The organism is Arthrobacter cupressi (genome assembly GCF_900099975.1).
Taxonomy (GTDB): domain Bacteria; phylum Actinomycetota; class Actinomycetes; order Actinomycetales; family Micrococcaceae; genus Arthrobacter; species Arthrobacter cupressi.
Genome location: NZ_FNEI01000010.1, coordinates 42,313 through 61,794, shown reverse-complemented (window position 1 = coordinate 61,794; position 19,482 = coordinate 42,313). Strand labels below are relative to the sequence as shown.

At 66.9% G+C, this 19,482-nt stretch carries 19 protein-coding genes; 9 read left to right on the top strand and 10 right to left on the bottom strand.

All coding sequences use genetic code 11. The features are described from left to right. Window positions 1-35: 35 nt before the first annotated feature. Window positions 36-293 carry a preprotein translocase subunit SecG gene (gene secG / locus BLP88_RS12480; RefSeq protein WP_074589634.1) on the top strand — a complete coding sequence of 86 codons (258 nt, stop codon included), beginning with the start codon at window positions 36-38 and terminating at the stop codon, window positions 291-293. A 108-nt stretch (window positions 294-401) separates the two neighbouring features. Then, a complete protein-coding gene (locus BLP88_RS12475) occupies window positions 402-779 on the top strand; it encodes an RNA polymerase-binding protein RbpA (protein ID WP_074589632.1) in 378 nt (125 codons plus the stop codon). Here the strand turns inward: BLP88_RS12475 and pgl are convergent. From pgl to tkt, 6 genes are read right to left on the bottom strand one after another with little or no spacing between them, the layout of a single operon-like run. Then, window positions 750-1,568, bottom strand: a complete 819-nt coding sequence (gene pgl, locus BLP88_RS12470; RefSeq protein WP_074589631.1) for a 6-phosphogluconolactonase — start codon at window positions 1,566-1,568, stop codon at window positions 750-752. The genes BLP88_RS12475 and pgl overlap by 30 nt on opposite strands. A 7-nt stretch (window positions 1,569-1,575) precedes the next feature. Next, window positions 1,576-2,499, bottom strand: a complete 924-nt coding sequence (locus BLP88_RS12465; protein WP_074589630.1) for a glucose-6-phosphate dehydrogenase assembly protein OpcA — start codon at window positions 2,497-2,499, stop codon at window positions 1,576-1,578. Further along, window positions 2,496-4,049 carry a glucose-6-phosphate dehydrogenase gene (zwf, locus tag BLP88_RS12460; protein ID WP_074589628.1) on the bottom strand — a complete coding sequence of 518 codons (1,554 nt, stop codon included), beginning with the start codon at window positions 4,047-4,049 and terminating at the stop codon, window positions 2,496-2,498. The genes BLP88_RS12465 and zwf overlap by 4 nt, the downstream gene beginning before the upstream one ends. 15 nt (window positions 4,050-4,064) lie before the next feature. Continuing rightward, on the bottom strand, window positions 4,065-5,696 hold the full coding sequence (locus BLP88_RS12455; protein WP_074589627.1) for a glucose-6-phosphate isomerase: 1,632 nt from the start codon (window positions 5,694-5,696) through the stop codon (window positions 4,065-4,067). A gap of 6 nt (window positions 5,697-5,702) precedes the next feature. Next, window positions 5,703-6,818, bottom strand: coding sequence for a transaldolase (tal, locus tag BLP88_RS12450; protein ID WP_074589626.1), 1,116 nt, complete (start codon window positions 6,816-6,818; stop codon window positions 5,703-5,705). 20 nt (window positions 6,819-6,838) lie between these two features. Further along, window positions 6,839-8,956, bottom strand: a complete 2,118-nt coding sequence (gene tkt / locus BLP88_RS12445; protein WP_074589624.1) for a transketolase — start codon at window positions 8,954-8,956, stop codon at window positions 6,839-6,841. A 446-nt stretch (window positions 8,957-9,402) separates the two neighbouring features. Here tkt and BLP88_RS12440 point away from each other — a divergent pair, with 446 nt between their 5' ends. Further along, window positions 9,403-10,365, top strand: a complete 963-nt coding sequence (locus BLP88_RS12440; protein ID WP_074589622.1) for a heme o synthase — start codon at window positions 9,403-9,405, stop codon at window positions 10,363-10,365. A gap of 118 nt (window positions 10,366-10,483) precedes the next feature. Here the strand turns inward: BLP88_RS12440 and BLP88_RS12435 are convergent, their stop codons facing one another. The 3 genes from BLP88_RS12435 to BLP88_RS12425 are packed head-to-tail and all read right to left on the bottom strand — an operon-like array spanning window position 10,484 to window position 13,195. Further along, window positions 10,484-11,428 carry a COX15/CtaA family protein gene (locus BLP88_RS12435; RefSeq protein WP_074589621.1) on the bottom strand — a complete coding sequence of 315 codons (945 nt, stop codon included), beginning with the start codon at window positions 11,426-11,428 and terminating at the stop codon, window positions 10,484-10,486. A 7-nt stretch (window positions 11,429-11,435) separates the two neighbouring features. Next, window positions 11,436-12,224 (bottom strand): ABC transporter permease, encoded by a 789-nt coding sequence (locus BLP88_RS12430; protein ID WP_074589620.1) that lies wholly within the window; start codon window positions 12,222-12,224, stop codon window positions 11,436-11,438. After that, complete coding sequence (locus BLP88_RS12425) at window positions 12,221-13,195, bottom strand: ABC transporter ATP-binding protein (RefSeq protein ID WP_074589618.1); 975 nt, start codon at window positions 13,193-13,195, stop codon at window positions 12,221-12,223. Before BLP88_RS12425 ends, BLP88_RS12430 begins: the two co-directional genes overlap by 4 nt. A gap of 122 nt (window positions 13,196-13,317) precedes the next feature. On the opposite strand from BLP88_RS12425, the gene BLP88_RS12420 reads away from it, so the two are divergent. From BLP88_RS12420 to BLP88_RS12395, 6 genes are read left to right on the top strand one after another with little or no spacing between them, the layout of a single operon-like run. After that, window positions 13,318-14,151 (top strand): helix-turn-helix transcriptional regulator, encoded by an 834-nt coding sequence (locus tag BLP88_RS12420; RefSeq protein ID WP_373366900.1) that lies wholly within the window; start codon window positions 13,318-13,320, stop codon window positions 14,149-14,151. Continuing rightward, window positions 14,151-15,614 carry a Fe-S cluster assembly protein SufB gene (gene sufB, locus BLP88_RS12415; RefSeq protein WP_074589616.1) on the top strand — a complete coding sequence of 488 codons (1,464 nt, stop codon included), beginning with the start codon at window positions 14,151-14,153 and terminating at the stop codon, window positions 15,612-15,614. Before BLP88_RS12420 ends, sufB begins: the two co-directional genes overlap by 1 nt. Before the next feature lie 2 nt (window positions 15,615-15,616). Then, the gene (gene sufD, locus BLP88_RS12410; RefSeq protein WP_074589614.1) at window positions 15,617-16,918 is read left to right on the top strand and encodes a Fe-S cluster assembly protein SufD; all 1,302 of its coding nucleotides are present in this window, start codon (window positions 15,617-15,619) and stop codon (window positions 16,916-16,918) included. 25 nt (window positions 16,919-16,943) lie between these two features. Next, window positions 16,944-17,300 (top strand): non-heme iron oxygenase ferredoxin subunit, encoded by a 357-nt coding sequence (locus BLP88_RS12405; RefSeq protein WP_074589612.1) that lies wholly within the window; start codon window positions 16,944-16,946, stop codon window positions 17,298-17,300. A 43-nt stretch (window positions 17,301-17,343) separates the two neighbouring features. Further along, entirely contained in the window at window positions 17,344-18,129 is a 786-nt protein-coding gene (gene sufC / locus BLP88_RS12400) for a Fe-S cluster assembly ATPase SufC (RefSeq protein ID WP_074589610.1), read from the top strand. 13 nt (window positions 18,130-18,142) lie between these two features. After that, window positions 18,143-18,475, top strand: coding sequence for a metal-sulfur cluster assembly factor (locus BLP88_RS12395; protein ID WP_013600914.1), 333 nt, complete (start codon window positions 18,143-18,145; stop codon window positions 18,473-18,475). Window positions 18,476-18,573: 98 nt separating this feature from the next. On the opposite strand, the gene ypfJ is transcribed toward BLP88_RS12395, so the two are convergent. Beyond that, entirely contained in the window at window positions 18,574-19,479 is a 906-nt protein-coding gene (gene ypfJ, locus BLP88_RS12390) for a KPN_02809 family neutral zinc metallopeptidase (protein ID WP_074589608.1), read from the bottom strand. Between the last annotated feature and the right edge of the window lie 3 nt (window positions 19,480-19,482).

Sequence of the window (19,482 nt, the reverse complement as noted above, 5' to 3'; positions counted from 1 at the left end):
GACGCTCCCGCTTTCCGCACTCCTGAAAGGCCGTCGTGGACGTTCTTCAAGTCATCCTGCAGATCCTGCTGGGCATCACCAGCCTCCTGCTGACCCTGCTAATCCTGCTGCACAAGGGCCGTGGTGGCGGCCTGTCCGACATGTTCGGCGGCGGCATGAGTTCCGGGCTCAGCTCGTCGGGCGTCGCGGAGCGCAACCTCAACCGCTTCACCATCGTGCTTGGCTGCACCTGGGGCGTGGTGATCATCGGCCTTGGCCTGATCATGCGCTTCACCTCCGGCGGGGATTCCTGACCCGCCGCATCCCCGAGACGGAAACCGGCACTGCCGCCGTCGGGCTCCCCGCATTAGAATTGGCTGCGTGGCTCACGCCACGCAGCCGACTCTCAAGGGAGCTTGACGATGGTTCATGGCACTCAAGGTTTCCGTGGCACGAGGGCCGGCGTGACCGCCGGAACCGGGCCGAAGAATGAGTCCGACAGTACTGTCGGCGAAAACCTGCCGCGTATTCGTGTCCCGTATTGGTGTGCCAACGGACACGAAACGCGGCTTGTTTTCCTTAAGCTGCCTGAAGACCAGATCCCGCCGAGCTGGGACTGCCCCAAGTGCGGCCTGGTGGCGACCAGGGAGCCCGGTGCGGCGCCCTGCGAACGGCAGGATGACGAGGTCTTCAAGAGCCACCTTGACTACGTTAAAGAAAGGCGCTCCAGCCAGGACGCTGAGCGTGTCCTGGCTGGAGCGCTGAAAAGGCTACGCTCCCGCGGGATCCTTTCGGACTAGCTGCTGCGGAACGCGCGACGCTGCGTTCTCATCGATCAGCCACAGGGTGCGCGACCGGCCGTGCGGGCCGGCCGCTGGAACCTGCACCGGGTTGGCCCCGGCGAGTGCCAGGCCGACGGCGCCGGCCTTGTCCTCGCCCGCCACGACCATCCAGATCTCCTGTGCCGAGTTGATCGCCGGCAGGGTCAGGGAGATCCTCGACGGCGGCGGCTTGGGGGAGTTCTCAACGCCCACCACCGTGCGGTCCTGGATCCGGATGCCCGCCTGCTCCGGGAAGAGGGAGGCGACGTGCGCGTCCGGACCGACGCCGAGCAGCAGCACGTCGAAACGCGGCAAGTCCCCGGCTTCCTCGGGACGGCTGTCCGAAGTGTCCGCGGCGTGTTCGGCTTCGGCGGCCGCCTTCAGCCGCGCCGCATAGTCCGCGGCGGCGTCGTCGGCCGAGGCGAACTCGTCCGAGGAACCGGGCTCGTGGACACGGGCCGGGTCCAGCGGCAGGCCCGACAGCAGGGCCTCGCGTGCCTGGCGGGTGTTGCGGTCCGGGCTGTCCTTGGCTACGAAACGCTCATCCCCCCACCAGAGATTGACCCGGGACCAGTCAACGGCCGGAGCCGCGGGAGAGTCCGCCACCGCCTTGAGGGTTCCGATGCCCACGGTGCCGCCGGTCAGGACCACGGTGGCTTCCCCGTGCTTGTCCTGCACGTCAACCAGTTTGGTGATCAGCCGGGCCGCGATTGCGGCCATCAGGACGGTGGAGTCGGGATGGATGCTTACTCTGGGTTCAGCGGTCACGGAAACGCTACTCCTTGCTGTCGGTGCGGGGCAGTCCCATAGTAATCACTTCACCGAAGACATCGTCCGGATCGAGCCGGCGCAACTCTTCGGCGAGGCAATCCCGCAGGCTGCGGCGGGGCAGCGAGATCCGCTGCGCCGGCTGCCCCGGCTGGGTCAACTCGGCCACCGTCAGTCCCGGACGGTGCAGCTGCACGTCACCGGTGGCGCGGCTCAGCAGCACCCGGCGGATGCCCGTGCCCGCCGGGTCCTCCACGATCTCCACCGGAGCCTCGAGGAAGAGCGTCAGCCAGGCCGCCAGCAGCAGGGTGCTGGGTGAATCTGAAGCGCCCTCCACGGTGATGGCCGTGACGGGGGAGTCGTCCACCTGGTCCAGGGCCGCTGCAAGCTGCAGGCGCCAATTGGTCAGGCGGGTCCAGGCCAGGTCGGTGTCGCCGGCCCGGTACGTGTTGCGGATCCGCTCCAGCGCCGCAGCCGGATCGGGCTCATTGGCCGAATCCGTGATGCGGCGGTGCGAGATCCGTCCGATGGAGGTTTCGCAGGCGTTGTCCGGGGCACCGTGCGGCCACCAGGCCACGATAGGCGCGTCCGGCAGCAGCAGCCCGGCCACGAGCGATTCGCTTTCCTTGGCCAGCGAACCGAAACCGCGCAGCACGATCACCTCGGAGGCGCCGGCGTCGCCGCCCACCCGGATCTGGGCGTCCAGCCGGTCCGGGGCTTCGGCGCCGGCGTCGGCCAGGACGATGATCCGGCAGGGGTGTTCGCGGCTGGCCTCGTTGGCCGCCTCGATGGCTTCTTCCTCCAAGCCGGATTTGGTGACAACCACCAGGGTCAGCACCCGGCCCAGGGCGATCACGCCGCCCTGCTCGCGCAGCGAGGTGATCTTCTTGGAGATCTTGGAAGTGGTGGTATCGGGAAGATCTACGATCATGGCCTTCTCCAGCTTCGTCCGTCGCGGGCCAGCAGTTCATCGGCCGAAGCCGGTCCCCAGCTGCCCGGAGCATAGGGTTCGGGCTGCTCGTCCAGGCCGGCCCAGTATTCCTCGAAGGGGTCCAGGATCTTCCAGGACTCTTCGACTTCCTGGTGGCGGGGGAACAGCGGCGGTTCGCCCAGCAGCACGTCCAGGATCAGCCGCTCATACGCTTCGGGGCTGGACTCCGTGAAGGAGTGCCCGTAGCCGAAGTCCATGGTGACATCCCGGACTTCCATCTGGGTGCCCGGGACCTTCGAACCGAAGCGGATGGTGGCGCCCTCGTCCGGCTGGACGCGGATGACCACGGCGTTCTGGCCGAAGTCATCCTCGCTGTGGTCACGGAACAGCAGGTTGGGAGCCCGCTTGAACACGACGGCGATCTCGGTCACGCGGCGGCCAAGGCGCTTGCCGGCACGCAGGTAGAACGGCGCTCCGCTCCAGCGGCGGGTGTTGATGTCCAGCCGGATGGCGGCGTAGGTTTCCGTCTTGGAATCGGCGGGGATGCCGTCTTCCTCGAGGTAGCCCTGCACCAGCTCCCCGCCCTGCCAACCGCCGGTGAACTGGCCGCGGGCAGAATGCGTGGACAGGTCCTCGGGCAGCTTGACGGCGGCCAGCACCTTTTCCTTCTCGGCGCGCAGGTCGTCCGCGTTGAAGGAGATGGGCTCCTCCATGGCCGTCAGGGCCAGCAGCTGCAGCAGGTGGTTCTGGATGACGTCGCGGGCCGCGCCCACGCCGTCGTAGTAGCCCGCACGGCCCCCGGTGCCGATGTCCTCGGCCATGGTGATCTGTACGTGGTCCACGTAGTTGGCGTTCCAGATCGGTTCGAACAACTGGTTCGCGAAGCGCAGCGCCAGGATGTTCTGGACCGTTTCCTTGCCGAGGTAGTGGTCGATGCGGAACACCGCGTCCTGCGGGAACACCGATTCGACAATGTCGTTCAGCTTCCGGGCGGACTCAAGGTCGTGGCCGAAAGGCTTCTCGATCACCACGCGGCGCCACTGTCCGTCCGCGGCCTGAGCCAGTCCGTGGCGGGACAGCTGCCGGCAGACCTGCTCGAACGCCTTGGGCGGGATCGAGAGGTAGAAGCCGTGGTTGCCCCGGGTACCCCGGTTCTGGTCCAGCTCGGCGAGCGTGGCGTCGAGGCGCTTGAAGGCCTCGTCGTCGTCAAACTCGCCCTGTACGAAACGGATGCCCTCGGAGAGCTGGTTCCAGACCGCCTCGTCGAACGGGGTACGGGAGTGCGCCTTGACGTTCTCCCGGACCTCGTTGGCGAAGTCCTCGTTGCTCCAGTCCCGGCGGCCGAATCCGACCAATGCGAAACTCGGGGGCAGCAGCCCCCGGTTCGCGAGGTCGTAGACGGCCGGCATGAGCTTCTTGCGGGCGAGGTCGCCGGTGACTCCGAAGAACACCAGCGACGACGGGCCGGCGATCCGGTTCAGGCGCCGGTCACGCGGATCCCGCAGGGGATTGCGGACGGCAGTCTTCCTGCCGTTTTCTGTTTCTGGCATGTTGGGATTTGTGCCTTAGCTTTCGAGCGCGGTGGCCCGGGAGGCCAGCGCGGCGACGATTTCCTGGAGCTGGGCGACACCCGCGCTCCGTTCAACAAGGTGCAGGCGGAGGACAGGACGGCCGTGGTTTTCGAGGACCTGGGCGTCACCTGCGGCCTGGGCTGCGATCAGCTCACCGAAGGTGAAGGGGCGCTCCGGGATCTCGACATCCCCGGAACCGGCCGCGGTGATCTGCAGGAACGAGCCGATGGCCGGGCCGCCCTTGTGGAACTGGCCGGTGGAGTGCAGGAAGCGCGGGCCCCAGCCGAAGGTCACCGGACGGCCGCTGACGGCGGCAAGCTGGTCGCGGACGCCTTCGAACGGAGCGTACGCGATCCGGTCGAAGTAGGCCTGGACGCTGAGGTAGCCGTCCTGGCCGAGCTGGCCCAGCAGCGCCTTCACGGCGTCCTCCACGGTGGTGGCACCGCCCAGCCAGCCCCCGCCGCGGACCTCGATGGCACCGTCGGTGAAGTTGGCCGCGGTGGGCTCGGGGCGTGCGTCAAGCAGGCCGCGGGCGGCCACCTTGGCGGCCTCGACGTCGGGCTGGTCAAAGGGGTTGATGCCCAGCAGCCGGCCGGCCACGGCGGTCGCGAACTCCCAGACGAACATCTGGGTGGCGAGACCGCCGGCGATCGTTGCTTCGTTCGCCCCGGGTTCGATGTCGGAATCGGCGCCCACCAGGCGGATCACCAGGACGTCCTCGGCACCGCTGCTGACCTCGGGAGCCGAAGGGCCTGCGACGACGGGCAGCACGCCGGTGCCCAACTTGCCGGTGGATTCGGCGATGAGCTGCTCGGCCCAGTCGGCGAAACCGACGATGCCCGAGCCGTCCTCGGCGATGACGATCTTGTTGCGCAGCGGGGAGGTCCCGCCGAGCGCTGCACCCAGGCGCAGGCCAATGTTGTCCTCGGAGTCCTCGCGGAGGATTTCCGCGGCTTCCTCGGCTTCATCCAGGAGTGCCTCGATGTCGACGCCGGCCAGGCCGCTGGGGACCAGGCCGAAGGCAGTCAGTGCCGAGAAACGGCCGCCGACATTGGGGTCGGCGTTGAAGACCGCACGGTAGCCGGCCTCGCGGGACGCCGTGTCCAGTGGCGAGCCGGGGTCGGTGACGATGATGATGCGGCTCTTGGCATCGATCCCGGCGTCGTTGAACGCTTTCTCGAAGACGCGCCGCTGGGAGTCGGTTTCCACGGTGGAGCCCGACTTGGACGAAACCACGATGGCGGTTTCGGCGAGGCGGTCCGCCAGGACAGCACCGACCTGTTCGGGGTCGGTGCTGTCCAGCACGGTCAGCTCGACGCCGGCGGTTCCGGCAATCACTTCAGGGGCCAGCGAGGAGCCGCCCATGCCGCACAGGACAATCCGGGTGACGCCTTCTGCCTTCAGGGCATCCCGGAGTTCCAGGATTCCTTCGACCAGGGGCTGGGAAACGGCAGCCGCTTCCACCCATCCCAGGCGGATGGCCGATTCGGACTCCGCGTCGGCACCCCAGAGGGTATGGTCCTTCGCGAAGATCCGGCTGGCAATCCGGTCTTCAACAAGTGCCGGGAGGTGCTGCTCGATGGCCTGCTGCGCGGCACCGCTTGCGTCGTAGCTGAGTGTGCTCATAAGAGGTCAGGAAGCCTTCCGTGCGGATGCGAGGGCGCCTTCGACGTCTCCGAGGAGTTCCTTCCAGCTGGCGACGAACTTGTCCAGGCCTTCGGATTCCAGGAGGGCGACGACGTCGTTGTAGGACACGCCGAGGTTTTCGAGGGCGTTGAGGACGCCGTTGGCTTCCTCGTAGCTGCCGGCGATGGTGTCACCGGTGACCACGCCGTGGTCGAAGGTAGCCTCGAGGGTCTTCTCCGGCATGGTGTTCACGACGCCGGCCGCAGCCAGTTCGGTGACGTAGAGGGTGTCCGGGTAGGCCGGGTCCTTCACGCCGGTGGAGGCCCACAGGGGGCGCTGCGGCAGGGCGCCGGCTTCGGCGAGCACGGCCCAGCGCTCGGTGGCGAAGAGCTCCTCGTAGACCTGGAAGGCCAGGCGGGCGTTGGCGACGCCGGCCTTGCCCTTGAGCGCCTTGGCTTCCTCGGTGCCGATCGCATCCAGGCGCTTATCGATCTCGGTGTCCACGCGGGACACGAAGAACGAAGCGACGGAGTGGATCTTGGACAGGTCGTGGCCGTTTTCCTTGGCCAGTTCGAGGCCGGACTGGAAGGCGTTGATGACCGCGCGGTAGCGCTCGAGGGAGAAGATCAGGGTCACGTTGACGCTGATGCCTTCACCCAGGACGGCGGTGATGGCTGCCAGGCCCTCCACGGTTGCCGGGATCTTGATGTGGACGTTGTCCTTGGCGACCTTCTTGTAGAGGTGCTTGGCCTCGGCAATGGTGCCCTCGGTGTCCCAGGCCAGGCGCGGGTCGACCTCGATGGACACGCGGCCGTCAACGCCCTTGGTGGCAGCGGCGACCGGGGCGAACAGGTCGCAGGCATCGGCGACGTCGGTGGTGGTGATCTCGAAGATCGTCTCCTCCACGGAGGCGCCCTTGGCGGCTTCCTCGGCGATTTTCGCGTCGTAGTCGCTGCCGGAGGTGATGGCGGCGTGGAAGATCGAGGGGTTGGTGGTGACGCCCACGACGTTCTTTTCTTCGATGAGCTTGCGCAGCGAGCCGCTGGACAGGCGCTCACGGGACAGGTCGTCGAGCCAGATCGAAACGCCGACGTCGGAAAGCTGCTGGGTGGGAGTAGTCATTTTGTGTTTCTCCTTGGGTGTCAGGCCGAGAGGCCGGCGAGGGAGTCTTTGGCGGCCGCGGTTACGGCGTCGGCGGTGATGCCGAACTCGTTGAAGAGGCGCTTGTAGTCAGCGGAGGCGCCGTAGTGCTCGAGGCTGATGGAGCGGCCGGCGTCGCCGACGAACTCGGACCAGCCCAGCGCCAGGCCGGCCTCGACCGAGACGCGGGCCTTCACGGCGGCCGGGAGGACGGATTCGCGGTAGGCCGGGTCCTGCTTCTTGAACCACTCCACGCACGGCACGGACACCACGCGGGCGGCGATGCCTTCGGCCTGCAGGTTCTCGCGGGCCTGGACGGCCAGCTGGACCTCGGAACCGGTGGCGATCAGGATGACCTGCGCCGGGACGGTCGCGCCGTCCTTGGAGGCTTCCGCCAGCACGTACGCGCCCTTGGCAACACCGGCGGTGGAAGCGAAGGTGTCGCCTTCTGCCTCGCCCGTGCCGCGTGCGTAAGTGGGAATGTTCTGGCGGGTCAGCACGATGCCGGCCGGGTTCTCGTGGTTCTCGAGCATGGCCTTCCAGGCCGCGGCGACCTCGTTGGCGTCACCGGGACGGACAACGTCCAGGCCCGGGATGGCACGCAGCGAGGCGAGCTGCTCCACCGGCTGGTGGGTGGGGCCGTCTTCGCCCAGGCCGATGGAGTCGTGCGTCCACACGTACAGGGACGGCACGCCCATCAGCGCGCCGAGGCGGATGGCCGGGCGCTGGTAGTCGGAGAAGATCAGGAAGGTGCCGGAGAAGGCACGGGTGCGGCCGTGCAGGGAGATGCCGTTCACGATCGACGCGGCGGCGTGCTCACGGATGCCGAAGTGCAGGACACGACCGTAGGGGTTGCCGGACCAGGCGTCGGTGGAGCGGGACGCCGGGATGAACGACGGGGAGCCTTCGATGGTGGTGTTGTTGGACTCGGCCAGGTCGGCCGAACCGCCCCACAGTTCCGGAAGGACCGGGCCGATGGCGTTCAGGACCTTGCCGGACGCGGCACGGGTGGAAACGTCCTTGCCGGCTTCGAAGACCGGCAGTGCGGCGTCGAGCTCTGCCGGCAGCTTCTTGGCCTCGATGCGCTCGAGCAGGGCAGCCTGCTCCGGGTTGGCCGACTGCCATGCCTCGAAGGAAGCCTGCCATTCGGTGCGGGCAGCGGCCCCGCGCTGCACCAGCTGGCGGGCGTGCGCCAGCACGTCCTCGTCCACCTGGAAGGACTTGGCCGGGTCGAAGCCGAGCACGTTCTTCAGCGCAGCGACTTCCTCGGAACCCAGGGCCGAGCCGTGGATCTTGCCGGTGTTCTGCTTCTTCGGTGCCGGGAAGCCGATGATGGTGCGCAGCGAAATGATGGACGGCTTGGAGGTCTCGGCCTTGGCGGCGAGCAGCGCGGAGTAAAGTTCCTGGACGTCCTCGACGTACTCGCCGGTCTTGGTCCAGTCCACGCGCTGGGTGTGCCAGCCGTAGGACTCGTAGCGCTTCAGGACGTCCTCGGTGAAGGCGATGTCGGTGTCGTCTTCGATGGAGATGTGGTTCTCGTCGTAGATGACCACGAGGTTGCCCAGTTCCTGGTGGCCGGCCAGCGAGGATGCCTCGGAGGTGACGCCTTCCTGCAGGTCGCCGTCGGAGGCGATGACCCAGATGGTGTGGTCGAACGGGGACTCGCCGGCGGGAGCGTCGGCGTCGAACAGGCCGCGCTGGCGGCGCTGCGAGTAGGCGAAGCCGACCGAGGAGGCCAGGCCCTGGCCCAGCGGGCCGGTGGTGATTTCCACACCCGCGGTGTGCTTGTACTCCGGGTGGCCCGGGGTCAGGGAACCCCAGGTGCGGAGGGCCTGAAGATCCTTCAGTTCCAGGCCGTAGCCGGAGAGGAACAGCTGGATGTAGAGGGTCAGGGAGGTGTGGCCGGGGGAGAGGATGAAGCGGTCGCGGCCGATCCAGTCCGGGTTCTTCGGGTCGTGGCGCATCAGCTTCTGGAACAGCAGGTATGCTGCCGGCGCCAGGCTCATGGCCGTGCCGGGGTGGCCGTTACCAACCTTCTCGACGGCGTCGGCGGCCAGGACACGCACGGTGTCCACTGCACGCTGGTCCAGGCTGGTCCAAGTCAGTTCTTGCTCTTCCAAATGTGGCACGTAAACCGAGCCCCTCTCTGTGCTGACGGCGGCGGGGTGAACAGCAGACGCGGAGCAGGAAACGGTGCCCGCTGCGAGGTGTCCACCAGCCGTTCACCATTGAAACGTTGATCTATTATCCAGACCCGGACTTCTGAGAATGCGTTTTCTCAGGAGGCTGCACGAGCTGATCTGCTGACAGCTTAGCCCGAGAGAACGGCCCAGTTGGTGGGATTCCCGAAATTTGTCCGCAAAATTCCGATTTATGAATCACCGTGGCGCGCGGAAGGCAGTGAACCTTCCGAAACATGCGTGTTTCACAGGTGCCTTCTGTCCATCCGGGCCACGGTATGATATTCGGAGGCCGCCAGCGGCACGCGCAACCCCGCTCCCCGGAACCAATACGAGGGAACGGCGCGGTTGTTTCGCCGTGGGAACACCAAGAGCTAAAGAACAGAGTGACTGCCACCGTGAGCACAAGCGATACCAACCTCGATGCCTCCGCCGCCATTCAGAGGAGCGGATTCTCCCGGAAGTTCAAGGCGTATCTGGCACTGACCAAGCCGCGGGTCATCGAGCTCCTACTGGTGAGCACCCTGCCGACCATGATTTTCGCCCAGCGCGGCTTCCCGCCGATCGGGCTGATTCTGGCCACCCTGGTGGGCGGCGCGTTCGCTGCCGGCAGCGCCGGGGTCTTCAACTGTTACATCGACCGCGACATCGACAAGCTGATGCACCGCACCGAAAACCGGCCCCTTGTCACTGGCGAGGTCTCACCGCGTGAGGCGCTGGTGTTCGGATGGCTCCTCGGCGCCGCGGCGATCGCCATCCTCTGGTTCGGCGCCAACCCGCTTTCCGCGTGGCTCGGCCTCGCAGCGATCGTGTTTTACGTGGTCATCTACACGATGATCCTCAAGCGCCGCACCGCGCAGAACATCGTGTGGGGCGGCGCCGCCGGCTGCTTCCCGGTGCTGATCGCCTGGTCCGCCGTGACAAACACGGTGGAATGGCCCGCCGTCGTGCTGTTCATGGTCATCTTCCTGTGGACGCCGCCGCACTACTGGCCGCTGTCCATGCGGTACGGCGAGGACTACCGCAAGGCAAACGTCCCCATGCTCGGCGCGATCGCCGGGGCCAAGGTGGTTTCCGTCCAGGTGGTCCTCTACGCCTGGGCCATGGTGGCCTGCTCCCTGCTCATGGTGCCGCTGGGCGGCGCAGGCTGGGTGTACACCGTCGCGGCAGTCCTGGCCGGCGCCTGGTTCCTGTACGAATCCCACGCCCTGTACGAGCGCGCCCAGAAGGGCGAGGTGTCCAACAAGGGCGCCATGAAGGTTTTCCACGGTTCCATCAGCTACCTGACCCTGCTCTTCATCGCCCTGGCCGTGGACCCGTTCGTCGGTGGCCCGCTGATGGCCGGCTGACCCGCACGGCTTCCGCGCCGGCTTACCGGCGCCAAAGACCAGACGAAAGAAGGACCGCCTGCAGGCTTGCAGGCGGTCCTTCTTGTTGCCGGTCTCTGACGTTGCCGGCCCATTCCGTTCAGGCGCGCGGGCTGCTGCGGGCGAGGTCGGCAGCGTTGGTGGATGCTGCCATGAGCAGCGCCGCACCGAGCATGTGGGCGCCGACCAGGAGGGCCGGGATGCCGTTGTAATACTGGGTGAAGCCGATGACCGCCTGCAGCACCGTCACTCCGAGCAGCAGGAACACCGCCGTACGGAACGGCCCCGCGATGCCCCTGCGGAGGACCAGGAATACGGCGACGACGGTACCCGCGGTGACCAGGTAGGCCGGCACGGCGTGAATGTGACTGACGAGGTCCCAGTCAAGGTTGTTCCGGGGAGCGTTCGCGTCTCCGGCATGCGGACCGGCTCCGGTGACGGCCACGCCAAGCATGACGGCGGCAGCGGAGAAGAGCGCGACGGCGGTCATTAGCGGGCGGGCCACCCCGGGAAGGGCCGCGAGGGTACGGTTCATGAACCGACCCGTCCGGCCGTAGGCCCGGTTCACGAGCAGTGTCGCGAAGACCACCAGGGCCATGGAAACCAGGAAATGCAGGCCGACCACCCAAGGGTTGAGCCGGGTGAGCACAGTGATGCCGCCGATGACCGCCTGGGCCGGGATGCTGGCAAGCAGGCCCAGCGCGAGCAGGAAGAGGTCCCGGCGTTCCTTGCGCAGGTTCCACAAGTAGACCAGCATTAGCACGGCGACGGCGGCGAGGGCGAAGGTGAGCAGCCGGTTGCCGAACTCGATGAAGCCATGGATGCCCATTTCCGGAGTGTTCACCAGGGACTCATGGGTACAGCGCGGCCAGGTGGGGCAGCCCAGGCCCGAGGACGTGAGGCGGACGGCGCCGCCGGTCACCACGAGTATGGTCTGGCCCACCAGCGAGAGCATGGCGAGCCGGCGCACGGTGCTGTTCACCTCGCGCGGGAGCCGCGCGGCGAACCGCTGGATGACGTCGGGCAGGCGGGAAGCCGTGTTCACAGTTCTCTCAATTCCACTTGAACCAGCGAAGGGCCGCGGCGCCGGGCACCACGGTCCAGAGCAGCAGGACGAACAGTTGGGGCAGGGCGAAGGTGCCGTGCAGGAAGGCCTCGCGCATGGCTTCGCCGAGGGCGCCGGAGGGCAGGAAGTGGGCCAGGTTGCCGGCGACGGCCGGCAGCCGCACCGCCGGAACCACGATCCCGCCCAGGACGCCGAGCAGCATCCAGAGCAGGTTGGTGATGGCCAGGGTGGCCTCCGGGCGGACGGTTCCGGCCACCAGCAGGCCGAGCGCGGTGAACGCGGCGGCGCCCAGGACCAGCATCGTCAGGCCCGGCAACCAGCCTCCGGGCGCCGGGCGCCAGCCCAATGCCGCGGCGACCGCGCCGACGACGGCCAGTTGCAGCACGAGCACGGCCAGGACCGCGAGGATCTTGCCGGCGATGAGCCCGGCGCGGCCCAGGGGGGTGGTGGACAGGAATCGCAGCACCCCGTAGCGGCGGTCGAAGCCGGTGGCGATACCTTGTCCGGTGAAGGCGGTGGACATGGCACACAAGGCCAGGATCCCGGGTACCGCGATGTCCACCCGGGCCGCGCCGAGGCCGTCGAGCAGCGGGGTGACCGTCAGGCCGAAGAGGGCCAACAGGGGCAGGATCACGGCGAGGATCAGCTGCTCCCCGTTGCGGATCATGGCCAGGGTTTCGTACTTGCCCTGGAGCAGGATCCGCCGCAGCAGGGGAGCCGGGGCGGAGGGGGCGGCGCCGGCGGGCACCAGCCCGGCGGTGGGAGTGGTGCTCATCGGATGTCCCTTCCGGAGATGTCCAGGAAAACGTCCTCGAGGCTGCGGGCCTCCAGCCGCAGCGAGGCTGGCATGATCCCCTTCTCCGCCCACCAGGCCGTCAGCCGTGCGAGGTGTTCGGGGGCGAGTGCGCCCGTGACGGTGTAGCTCCCCGCGCGGTCTTCGGCCAGGGCGAGGCCTTCGCCCAGGCCGCCGAGCGCCGCGCGGAGGTCCAGGCCGGCCGGGGCATCGAAGGACAGAGTGCGTTCAGTGATGCCGTCGCGGCTGGCCTCGCCGTGCTGCAGGAGTTCGGCGACCGTGCCTTCGGCAACGTTGTGTCCGGCGTCGATGATGTAGACATAGTCCGCCAGGCGCTGGGCGTCGTCCATGAGGTGCGTGGTGAGGATAATCCCCATCCCGGCGTCGCGCAGTTCGGCAATGAGCTCGAACACGATCTGCCGCGACTGCGGATCCAGGCCCGCGCTTGGCTCGTCGAGGAACAGGACTTCCGGGTTGCCGATAAGCGCGGCCGCGAGGGCGAGGCGCTGCTTCTGGCCGCCGGACAGGCGCCGCACGCTGCTGCGGCTGAACGAATCGATCCCGAGCCGCTCCACGAGGTGGCCAAGTGGCAGCGGATTGGCGTACATTCCGGCGATGTGGCGCAGCAGCGGAAGCGGACGGGCCGACGGCGGCAAGCCACCGTCCTGCAGCATCACGCCGACGCGGGAACGCAGGCCGGCCCCGGCCAGGTCCGGATCTTCGCCCAGCAGGCGGATGCTGCCGCCTGACCTCTTCTGCAGGCCCTGGGCACATTCAAGGGTGGTGGTCTTGCCGGCGCCGTTTGCTCCGAGCAGCGCGGTGACCTGCCCGCGTTCGGCATGCAGGCTGACGCCGTTGACCACCCGCAGCATCTTGCCGTCAAGGGCAGCCAGCGGGCCGACGTCCTTGATGAGTCCTTCAATGGAGAGGACGGGAGATTCGGGGGAACGCACCAGAGTATTCTACGGGAAGTAGTAGCAGGCGGCTTCAAGACGATAGGCGCTGCCCCGGCCCCCGGCATCAGGTCAGCCTTGCCTTACTGGATGCGGGGATTAGATTACGACATGATTGTGTTGTGTATTCCGTGAGCAGCTCTGTTTCTGTGCCCCCGCTGCGGCACAGCACCGCCGGTGCGGTGCCGTCGGCCGCTGCCTCCGCCGTCGTCGACACCGAGGACCGGACGCGCGACCGCGTGCTGAACGCGGTGCTGGAACACGGCCCGGTCAGTGCCGCTGAGCTCGGCGAGCTCCTTGGTTTCACCCCCGCGGCGGTCCGCCGCCACCTTGACCACCTGGAACGCACGGGGGTCATCGAAGTGAAGCCGGTGGCGAAGGCCGGGGCAGGCGCAGGCCGTCCCGCACGCCGCTACGTGCTCAGCTCCCAGGGCCAGTCGAAGATCGGCGACGACTACCTGAACATTGCCGGGACCGCGCTGCGCCGCCTGCAGGAACTGGCCGGCAACGACGCGGTGCGCGACTTCGCCGTCGAGCGCTTCGCGGACATGGAGCAGCGCTACACCGCAGAGATCGACGCGGCGGGCAGCGACATCACCGCCCGCGCCATGGCACTGTCCAAGGCGCTGAGCCGCGACGGTTACGTCGCTTCGGCCGCCTCCATTGAAAGCAAGGCACCACTTCCGGCATCGTTGTCCAGTGTGCAGCTGTGCCAGGGGCATTGCCCCATCCAGCACCTTGCGGCCGATTTTCCCGAATTCTGCGACGCCGAAACCGACGTGTTTTCCCGGTTGCTCGGCGTCGATGTCCGCAGGCTCTCCACCCTTGCGCGGGGCGGACACGTCTGCACCACCCACATTCCTACCGGCAGGCCCGCCGGAAAGGAGAACAGTGTTTCTCCCGAAGGCCGGGTCGCGCCCCGTGATGGATCAACCAATCAGCAAGGAAGGCCGTGATGACGGACCAAATAGCGGAGAAAGCGGTAGCTGACGGCACTGTGATCTCGGAGATTCTGGAAAAGAATCCCGAGCTGCATGGCATCGGCAACTACGAGTACGGCTGGGCCGACAAGAACGATGTCGGTGCCAATGCACGCCGTGGGCTGGACGAAGAAGTCGTCCGCGATATTTCGGCGAAGAAGAGCGAACCCGAATGGATGCTCGACCTGCGCCTGAAAGGCCTGAAGTACTTCGACCGCAAGCCCATGCCGACCTGGGGTGCAGACCTCTCCGGCATCGACTTCGACAACATCAAGTACTTCGTGCGTTCCACCGAGAAGCAGGCTGCTTCCTGGGAAGACCTGCCCGAGGACATCCGGAACACCTACGAGAAGCTGGGCATCCCGGAAGCCGAGCGCAACCGCCTGGTGGCCGGCGTCGCAGCACAGTACGAATCCGAGGTCGTGTACCACCAGATCCGCGAGGACCTGGAGAAGCAGGGCGTCGTCTTCCTGGACACCGACACCGCACTGAAGGAACACCCGGAAATCTTCCAGGAGTACTTCGGCACCGTGATCCCGGTGGGCGACAACAAGTTCGCCTCCCTGAACACCGCCGTGTGGTCCGGTGGTTCCTTCGTGTACGTGCCCAAGGGCGTCCACGTGGAAATTCCGCTGCAGGCCTACTTCCGCATCAACACGGAAAACATGGGCCAGTTCGAGCGCACCCTGATCATCGCCGACGAGGACTCCTACGTCCACTACATCGAAGGCTGCACCGCGCCGATCTACACCTCGGACTCGCTGCACTCGGCCGTCGTCGAGATCGTCGTGAAGAAGGGCGCCCGCGTCCGTTACACCACCATCCAGAACTGGTCCAACAACGTGTACAACCTGGTCACCAAGCGCGCCATCTGCGAAGAAGGCGCCACCATGGAATGGATCGATGGCAACATCGGCTCCAAGGTCACCATGAAGTACCCGGCCGTGTACCTGGTGGGCGAGCACGCCAAGGGCGAAACCCTGTCCATCGCCTTCGCCGGCGAGGGCCAGCACCAGGACACCGGGTCCAAGATGGTGCACATCGCTCCGAACACCAAGAGCTCCATCATCTCCAAGTCCGTGGCCCGTGGCGGCGGCCGTGCGGCCTACCGCGGCCTGGTCCAGGTCCGCGAAGGCGCAAAGCACTCGGCCAACACCGTGCGCTGCGACGCCCTGCTGGTGGACACCATCTCCCGCTCGGACACCTACCCGTACATCGACATCCGCGAGGACGACGTCGTATTGGGCCACGAGGCAACCGTTTCCCGCGTCAGCGAAGAGCAGCTCTTCTATCTGATGTCCCGCGGCCTGCCCGAGGACGAGGCCATGGCCATGATCGTGCGCGGCTTCATTGAGCCGATCGCCCGTGAACTGCCCATGGAATACGCCCTTGAGCTGAACCGCCTGATTGAACTGCAGATGGAAGGATCCGTCGGTTAACGATGACTGAGACCACTACTGAAAAGGCGCGCATCGGCGCGCCCTCTGCCCAGCCGTACATCAACGGATTCACCGAGGAGGGCGAGAACCTCTCGCCGATCAACGCGGACGGCACCGTCGCGGCGCCGTCGTCCGGCCCGCTGGCCGGCGACTCCGCCAAGGGCCACTCGCACGGCGGCGGCGTCGGCGTGCCGGACAGCTCCCGCGCCGGCCGCCTGACCTCCTACAAGCTCGAGGACTTCAAGGCACTGACCGGCCTGGAAGAAGACTGGCGCTTCACCCCGCTGCGCCGCCTGCGCGGCCTGCACACCGAGGCACTCAGCGGCGCCGCTCCCTCCGTCTCCGTCAGCGCCCCTGAAGGCGTCACGGTGGAAACGGTCGGACGCGATGACAACCGCATCGGTACCGCAGGCATCCCCGAAGACCGGGTCTCCGCCAACGCGTGGGCCAACTTCAAGGAAGCCACCGTCATCACGGTGCCCGCCGAGACCAGCCTGGACAGCGAAGTTTCCGTGGTCCTGGCCGGCAACGGCTCCGAGGCCTCGGCCCAGCACGTGGTGATCGTGGCCGAGAAGTTCTCCAAGGGCCTGGTTGTCCTCGGCCACGAAGGCAGCGCCGTCGTTTCCGAGAACGTCGAAATCGTCCTTGAAGACGGTGCCGAACTGACGGTCGTGTCCCTGCAGGAATGGAACGACGATTCCGTCCACGCCTCCTCGCAGCAGGCAAAGATCGGCCGCGATGCCAAGTTCAAGCACATCACCGTCAGCCTCGGCGGCAACTTGGTGCGTGTTACGCCGACCGCCCGTTTCGCTGCCCCCGGCGGCGAGGTGGAGCTCTTCGGACTGTACTTCGCCGACGCGGGCCAGCACCTCGAGCACCGCACCTACGTGGACCACGCCCAGCCGAACTGCGTCTCCAACGTGCTCTACAAGGGTGCGCTGCAGGGCAAGGACGCACACACCGTGTGGGTCGGCGACGTCCTGATCCAGAAGCAGGCTGAGGGCACCGACAGCTACGAGAAGAACCAGAACCTGGTCCTGACCGACGGCTGCCGCGCGGACTCCGTGCCGAACCTCGAAATCGAAACCGGCCTCATCGAAGGTGCCGGCCACGCCAGCGCCACCGGCCGTTTCGACGACGAGCACCTGTTCTACCTCATGGCCCGCGGCATTCCCGAAGACGTCGCGCGGCGCCTGGTGGTGCGCGGCTTCCTCAACGAAATCATCCAGAAGATCAAGGTCCCTGCCCTCGAGGAGCGCCTGACGGAAGCCGTCGAGCGCGAACTCGCAGCGGGCGACAACTAAGACCGGCCAGGCAGGAAGCAAAAGCATGAGCGAGAAGCCACAGGGCGAACTGGTGTGCAACGCCAACGACATCAAGGTCAAGCAGGCGCTGCGCATCCTCATCGGCGACTACCCGGTAGCCGTCGTGAGGGACTCGATGGGCGATATCCACGCCATCGGGGACACCTGCTCGCACGCTGACATTTCGCTCTCCGAAGGCGAAATCGAAGGCTGCGCGATCGAATGCTGGGGCCACGGCTCCCAGTTCGACCTGCGCAGCGGCCAGCCGCTCCAGCTTCCCGCCTACGATCCCGTCCCGGTCTTCGCCGTCGCCCTCGACGGAGACGACGTCTACGTGGACGTGAGCAACGTTGTGAACGGCGCGCCGGTACACAACTACTGAGCGCACCGCATACCGAGACTTTAAGAACGAAAGAAAGAAGAGCATGTCTACTCTTGAGATCAAGGACCTGCACGTCAGCATCGAGACTGAGCAGGGCACCAAGGAGATCCTGAAGGGCGTCAGCCTGACCATCAAGACCGGCGAGACCCACGCGATCATGGGCCCCAACGGTTCGGGCAAGTCCACCCTGGCCTCCACCATCGCAGGCCACCCGCGCTACACCGTCACCAGCGGCAGCATCACCCTCGACGGCGAAGACGTCCTCGAGATGAGCGTCGACGAGCGCGCCCGCGCAGGCGTGTTCCTGGCCATGCAGTACCCCGTGGAAGTTCCCGGTGTCACCATGACCAACTTCCTGCGCACCGCCAAGACCGCGATCGACGGCGAAGCCCCCGCCCTGCGCACCTGGACCAAGGACGTCAAGGCCGCCATGCAGGAGCTGCGCATCGACGCCGACTTCGCACAGCGCAACGTCAACGAAGGCTTCTCCGGCGGCGAGAAGAAGCGCGTGGAGATCCTCCAGCTGGAACTCTTCAAGCCGAAGTTCGCCGTGCTGGACGAAACCGACTCCGGCCTGGACGTGGACGCCCTCAAGGTCGTCTCCGAGGGTGTCAACCGCGCCCACGCCACCGGCAACATGGGCACCCTGCTCATCACCCACTACACCCGCATCCTGCGCTACATCAAGCCGGACTTCGTGCACGTCTTCGTTGACGGCAAGGTTGTGGAAGAGGGCGGCCCCGAGCTCGCCGACCGCCTCGAGGAAGAGGGTTACGACCGTTACCTGAGCGGCGCCGGCGCAGCCGTTGCCCCGGCCGTCCAGGCCTAGTTAGGATCACCTTATGACCGAAATCAACGCAGCCCGTACGAGCCTGGAAGATGTCGAAGAGGCACTCAAGGACGTCATCGACCCCGAGCTGGGCGTCAACGTGGTGGACCTTGGGCTGCTCTACGGTCTGAAGTACTCCGACGACGACGGCGCGCTGCTGATCGACATGACGCTGACCACCGCGGCCTGCCCGCTGACCGACGTCCTCGAGGAACAGGTCGGCAAGGCGCTGGACGGCGTCGTGGACGACTGGCGGCTGAACTGGGTCTGGATGCCGCCGTGGGGTCCCGAGCGGATCACCGACGACGGCAAGGACCAGATGCGGGCCCTCGGCTTCAACATCTGAGTTCTCCACCGCTTCGAAGCGACGACGGCGGCGGGTCACCTTCTACGGAAGGCGGCCCGCCGCCGTCGGCCGTTAAGCCGGCCGTTCCAAGGTGTCGGTTACGGCCGGGCGACCGCGAAAGTATCGCACTTGGTGATGTCACCGGTGCTGTAGCCCTGGCTGAACCACTTCTGCCGCTGGGCGCTGGAGCCGTGCGTCCAGGCTTCCGGTGAAACCCGGCCGGTGGCGGCTTCCTGGATCCGGTCATCGCCGACGGCGGACGCGGCGGACAGCGCATCGGCCAGGTCCTGCTTGGTAAGCGGCTCCAGGAAGGGCTGTCCGGTGTCCGGATCCTTCACGGTGCTCGCGTAGCGTGCCCAGAGGCCGGCATAGCAGTCGGCCTGCAGTTCCACGCGGACAGCGCCGGACTGCGGACCCTGCGGATCCTCCTGCGCCCGGCCCAGGTCGCCGAGCATGTTCTGGATGTGGTGCCCGAACTCGTGGGCCACCACGTACTCCTGGGCGAGCGGGCCGCCGGAGGAGCCGAAGCGGTCCACCAGTTCCTCGAAGAAGCCGGGGTCGAAGTAGGCCGTGCGGTCCGAGGGGCAGTAGAAGGGGCCCACTGCGCTGGTGGCGGCACCGCACCCGGTGTCCGTCGCCTGGCTGAAAATCACAGTTTGCGGGCGGGAATACTTCACGTTGTAGTCCGCCAGGTAATCGGGCCAGAAGCTGTTGAGGCTGTTGACCGTGCCGAGGATGCGGCAGTCCAGCCGCTTATCGGCGTCCGCCCCGGTGCGGCATTCCCGGGTGCCGCCGGACTGCGTCGTGCCGGGCCCCACAGCGGGCGGCTGGCCGCTTCCGGTGAGGTCTTCGAGGATCTGCGGGTTGACTCCCAGCAGGACGAGGATGAGGGCGACAATGCCGCCGCCGATCCCCCCGCCGATCTTCATTCCGCGGCCCGGCCCCGAGCCGCGGCGGTCCTGCACTTGGCTGGGATCCAGCTCGGCTCCGTCATTGAAACTCATACT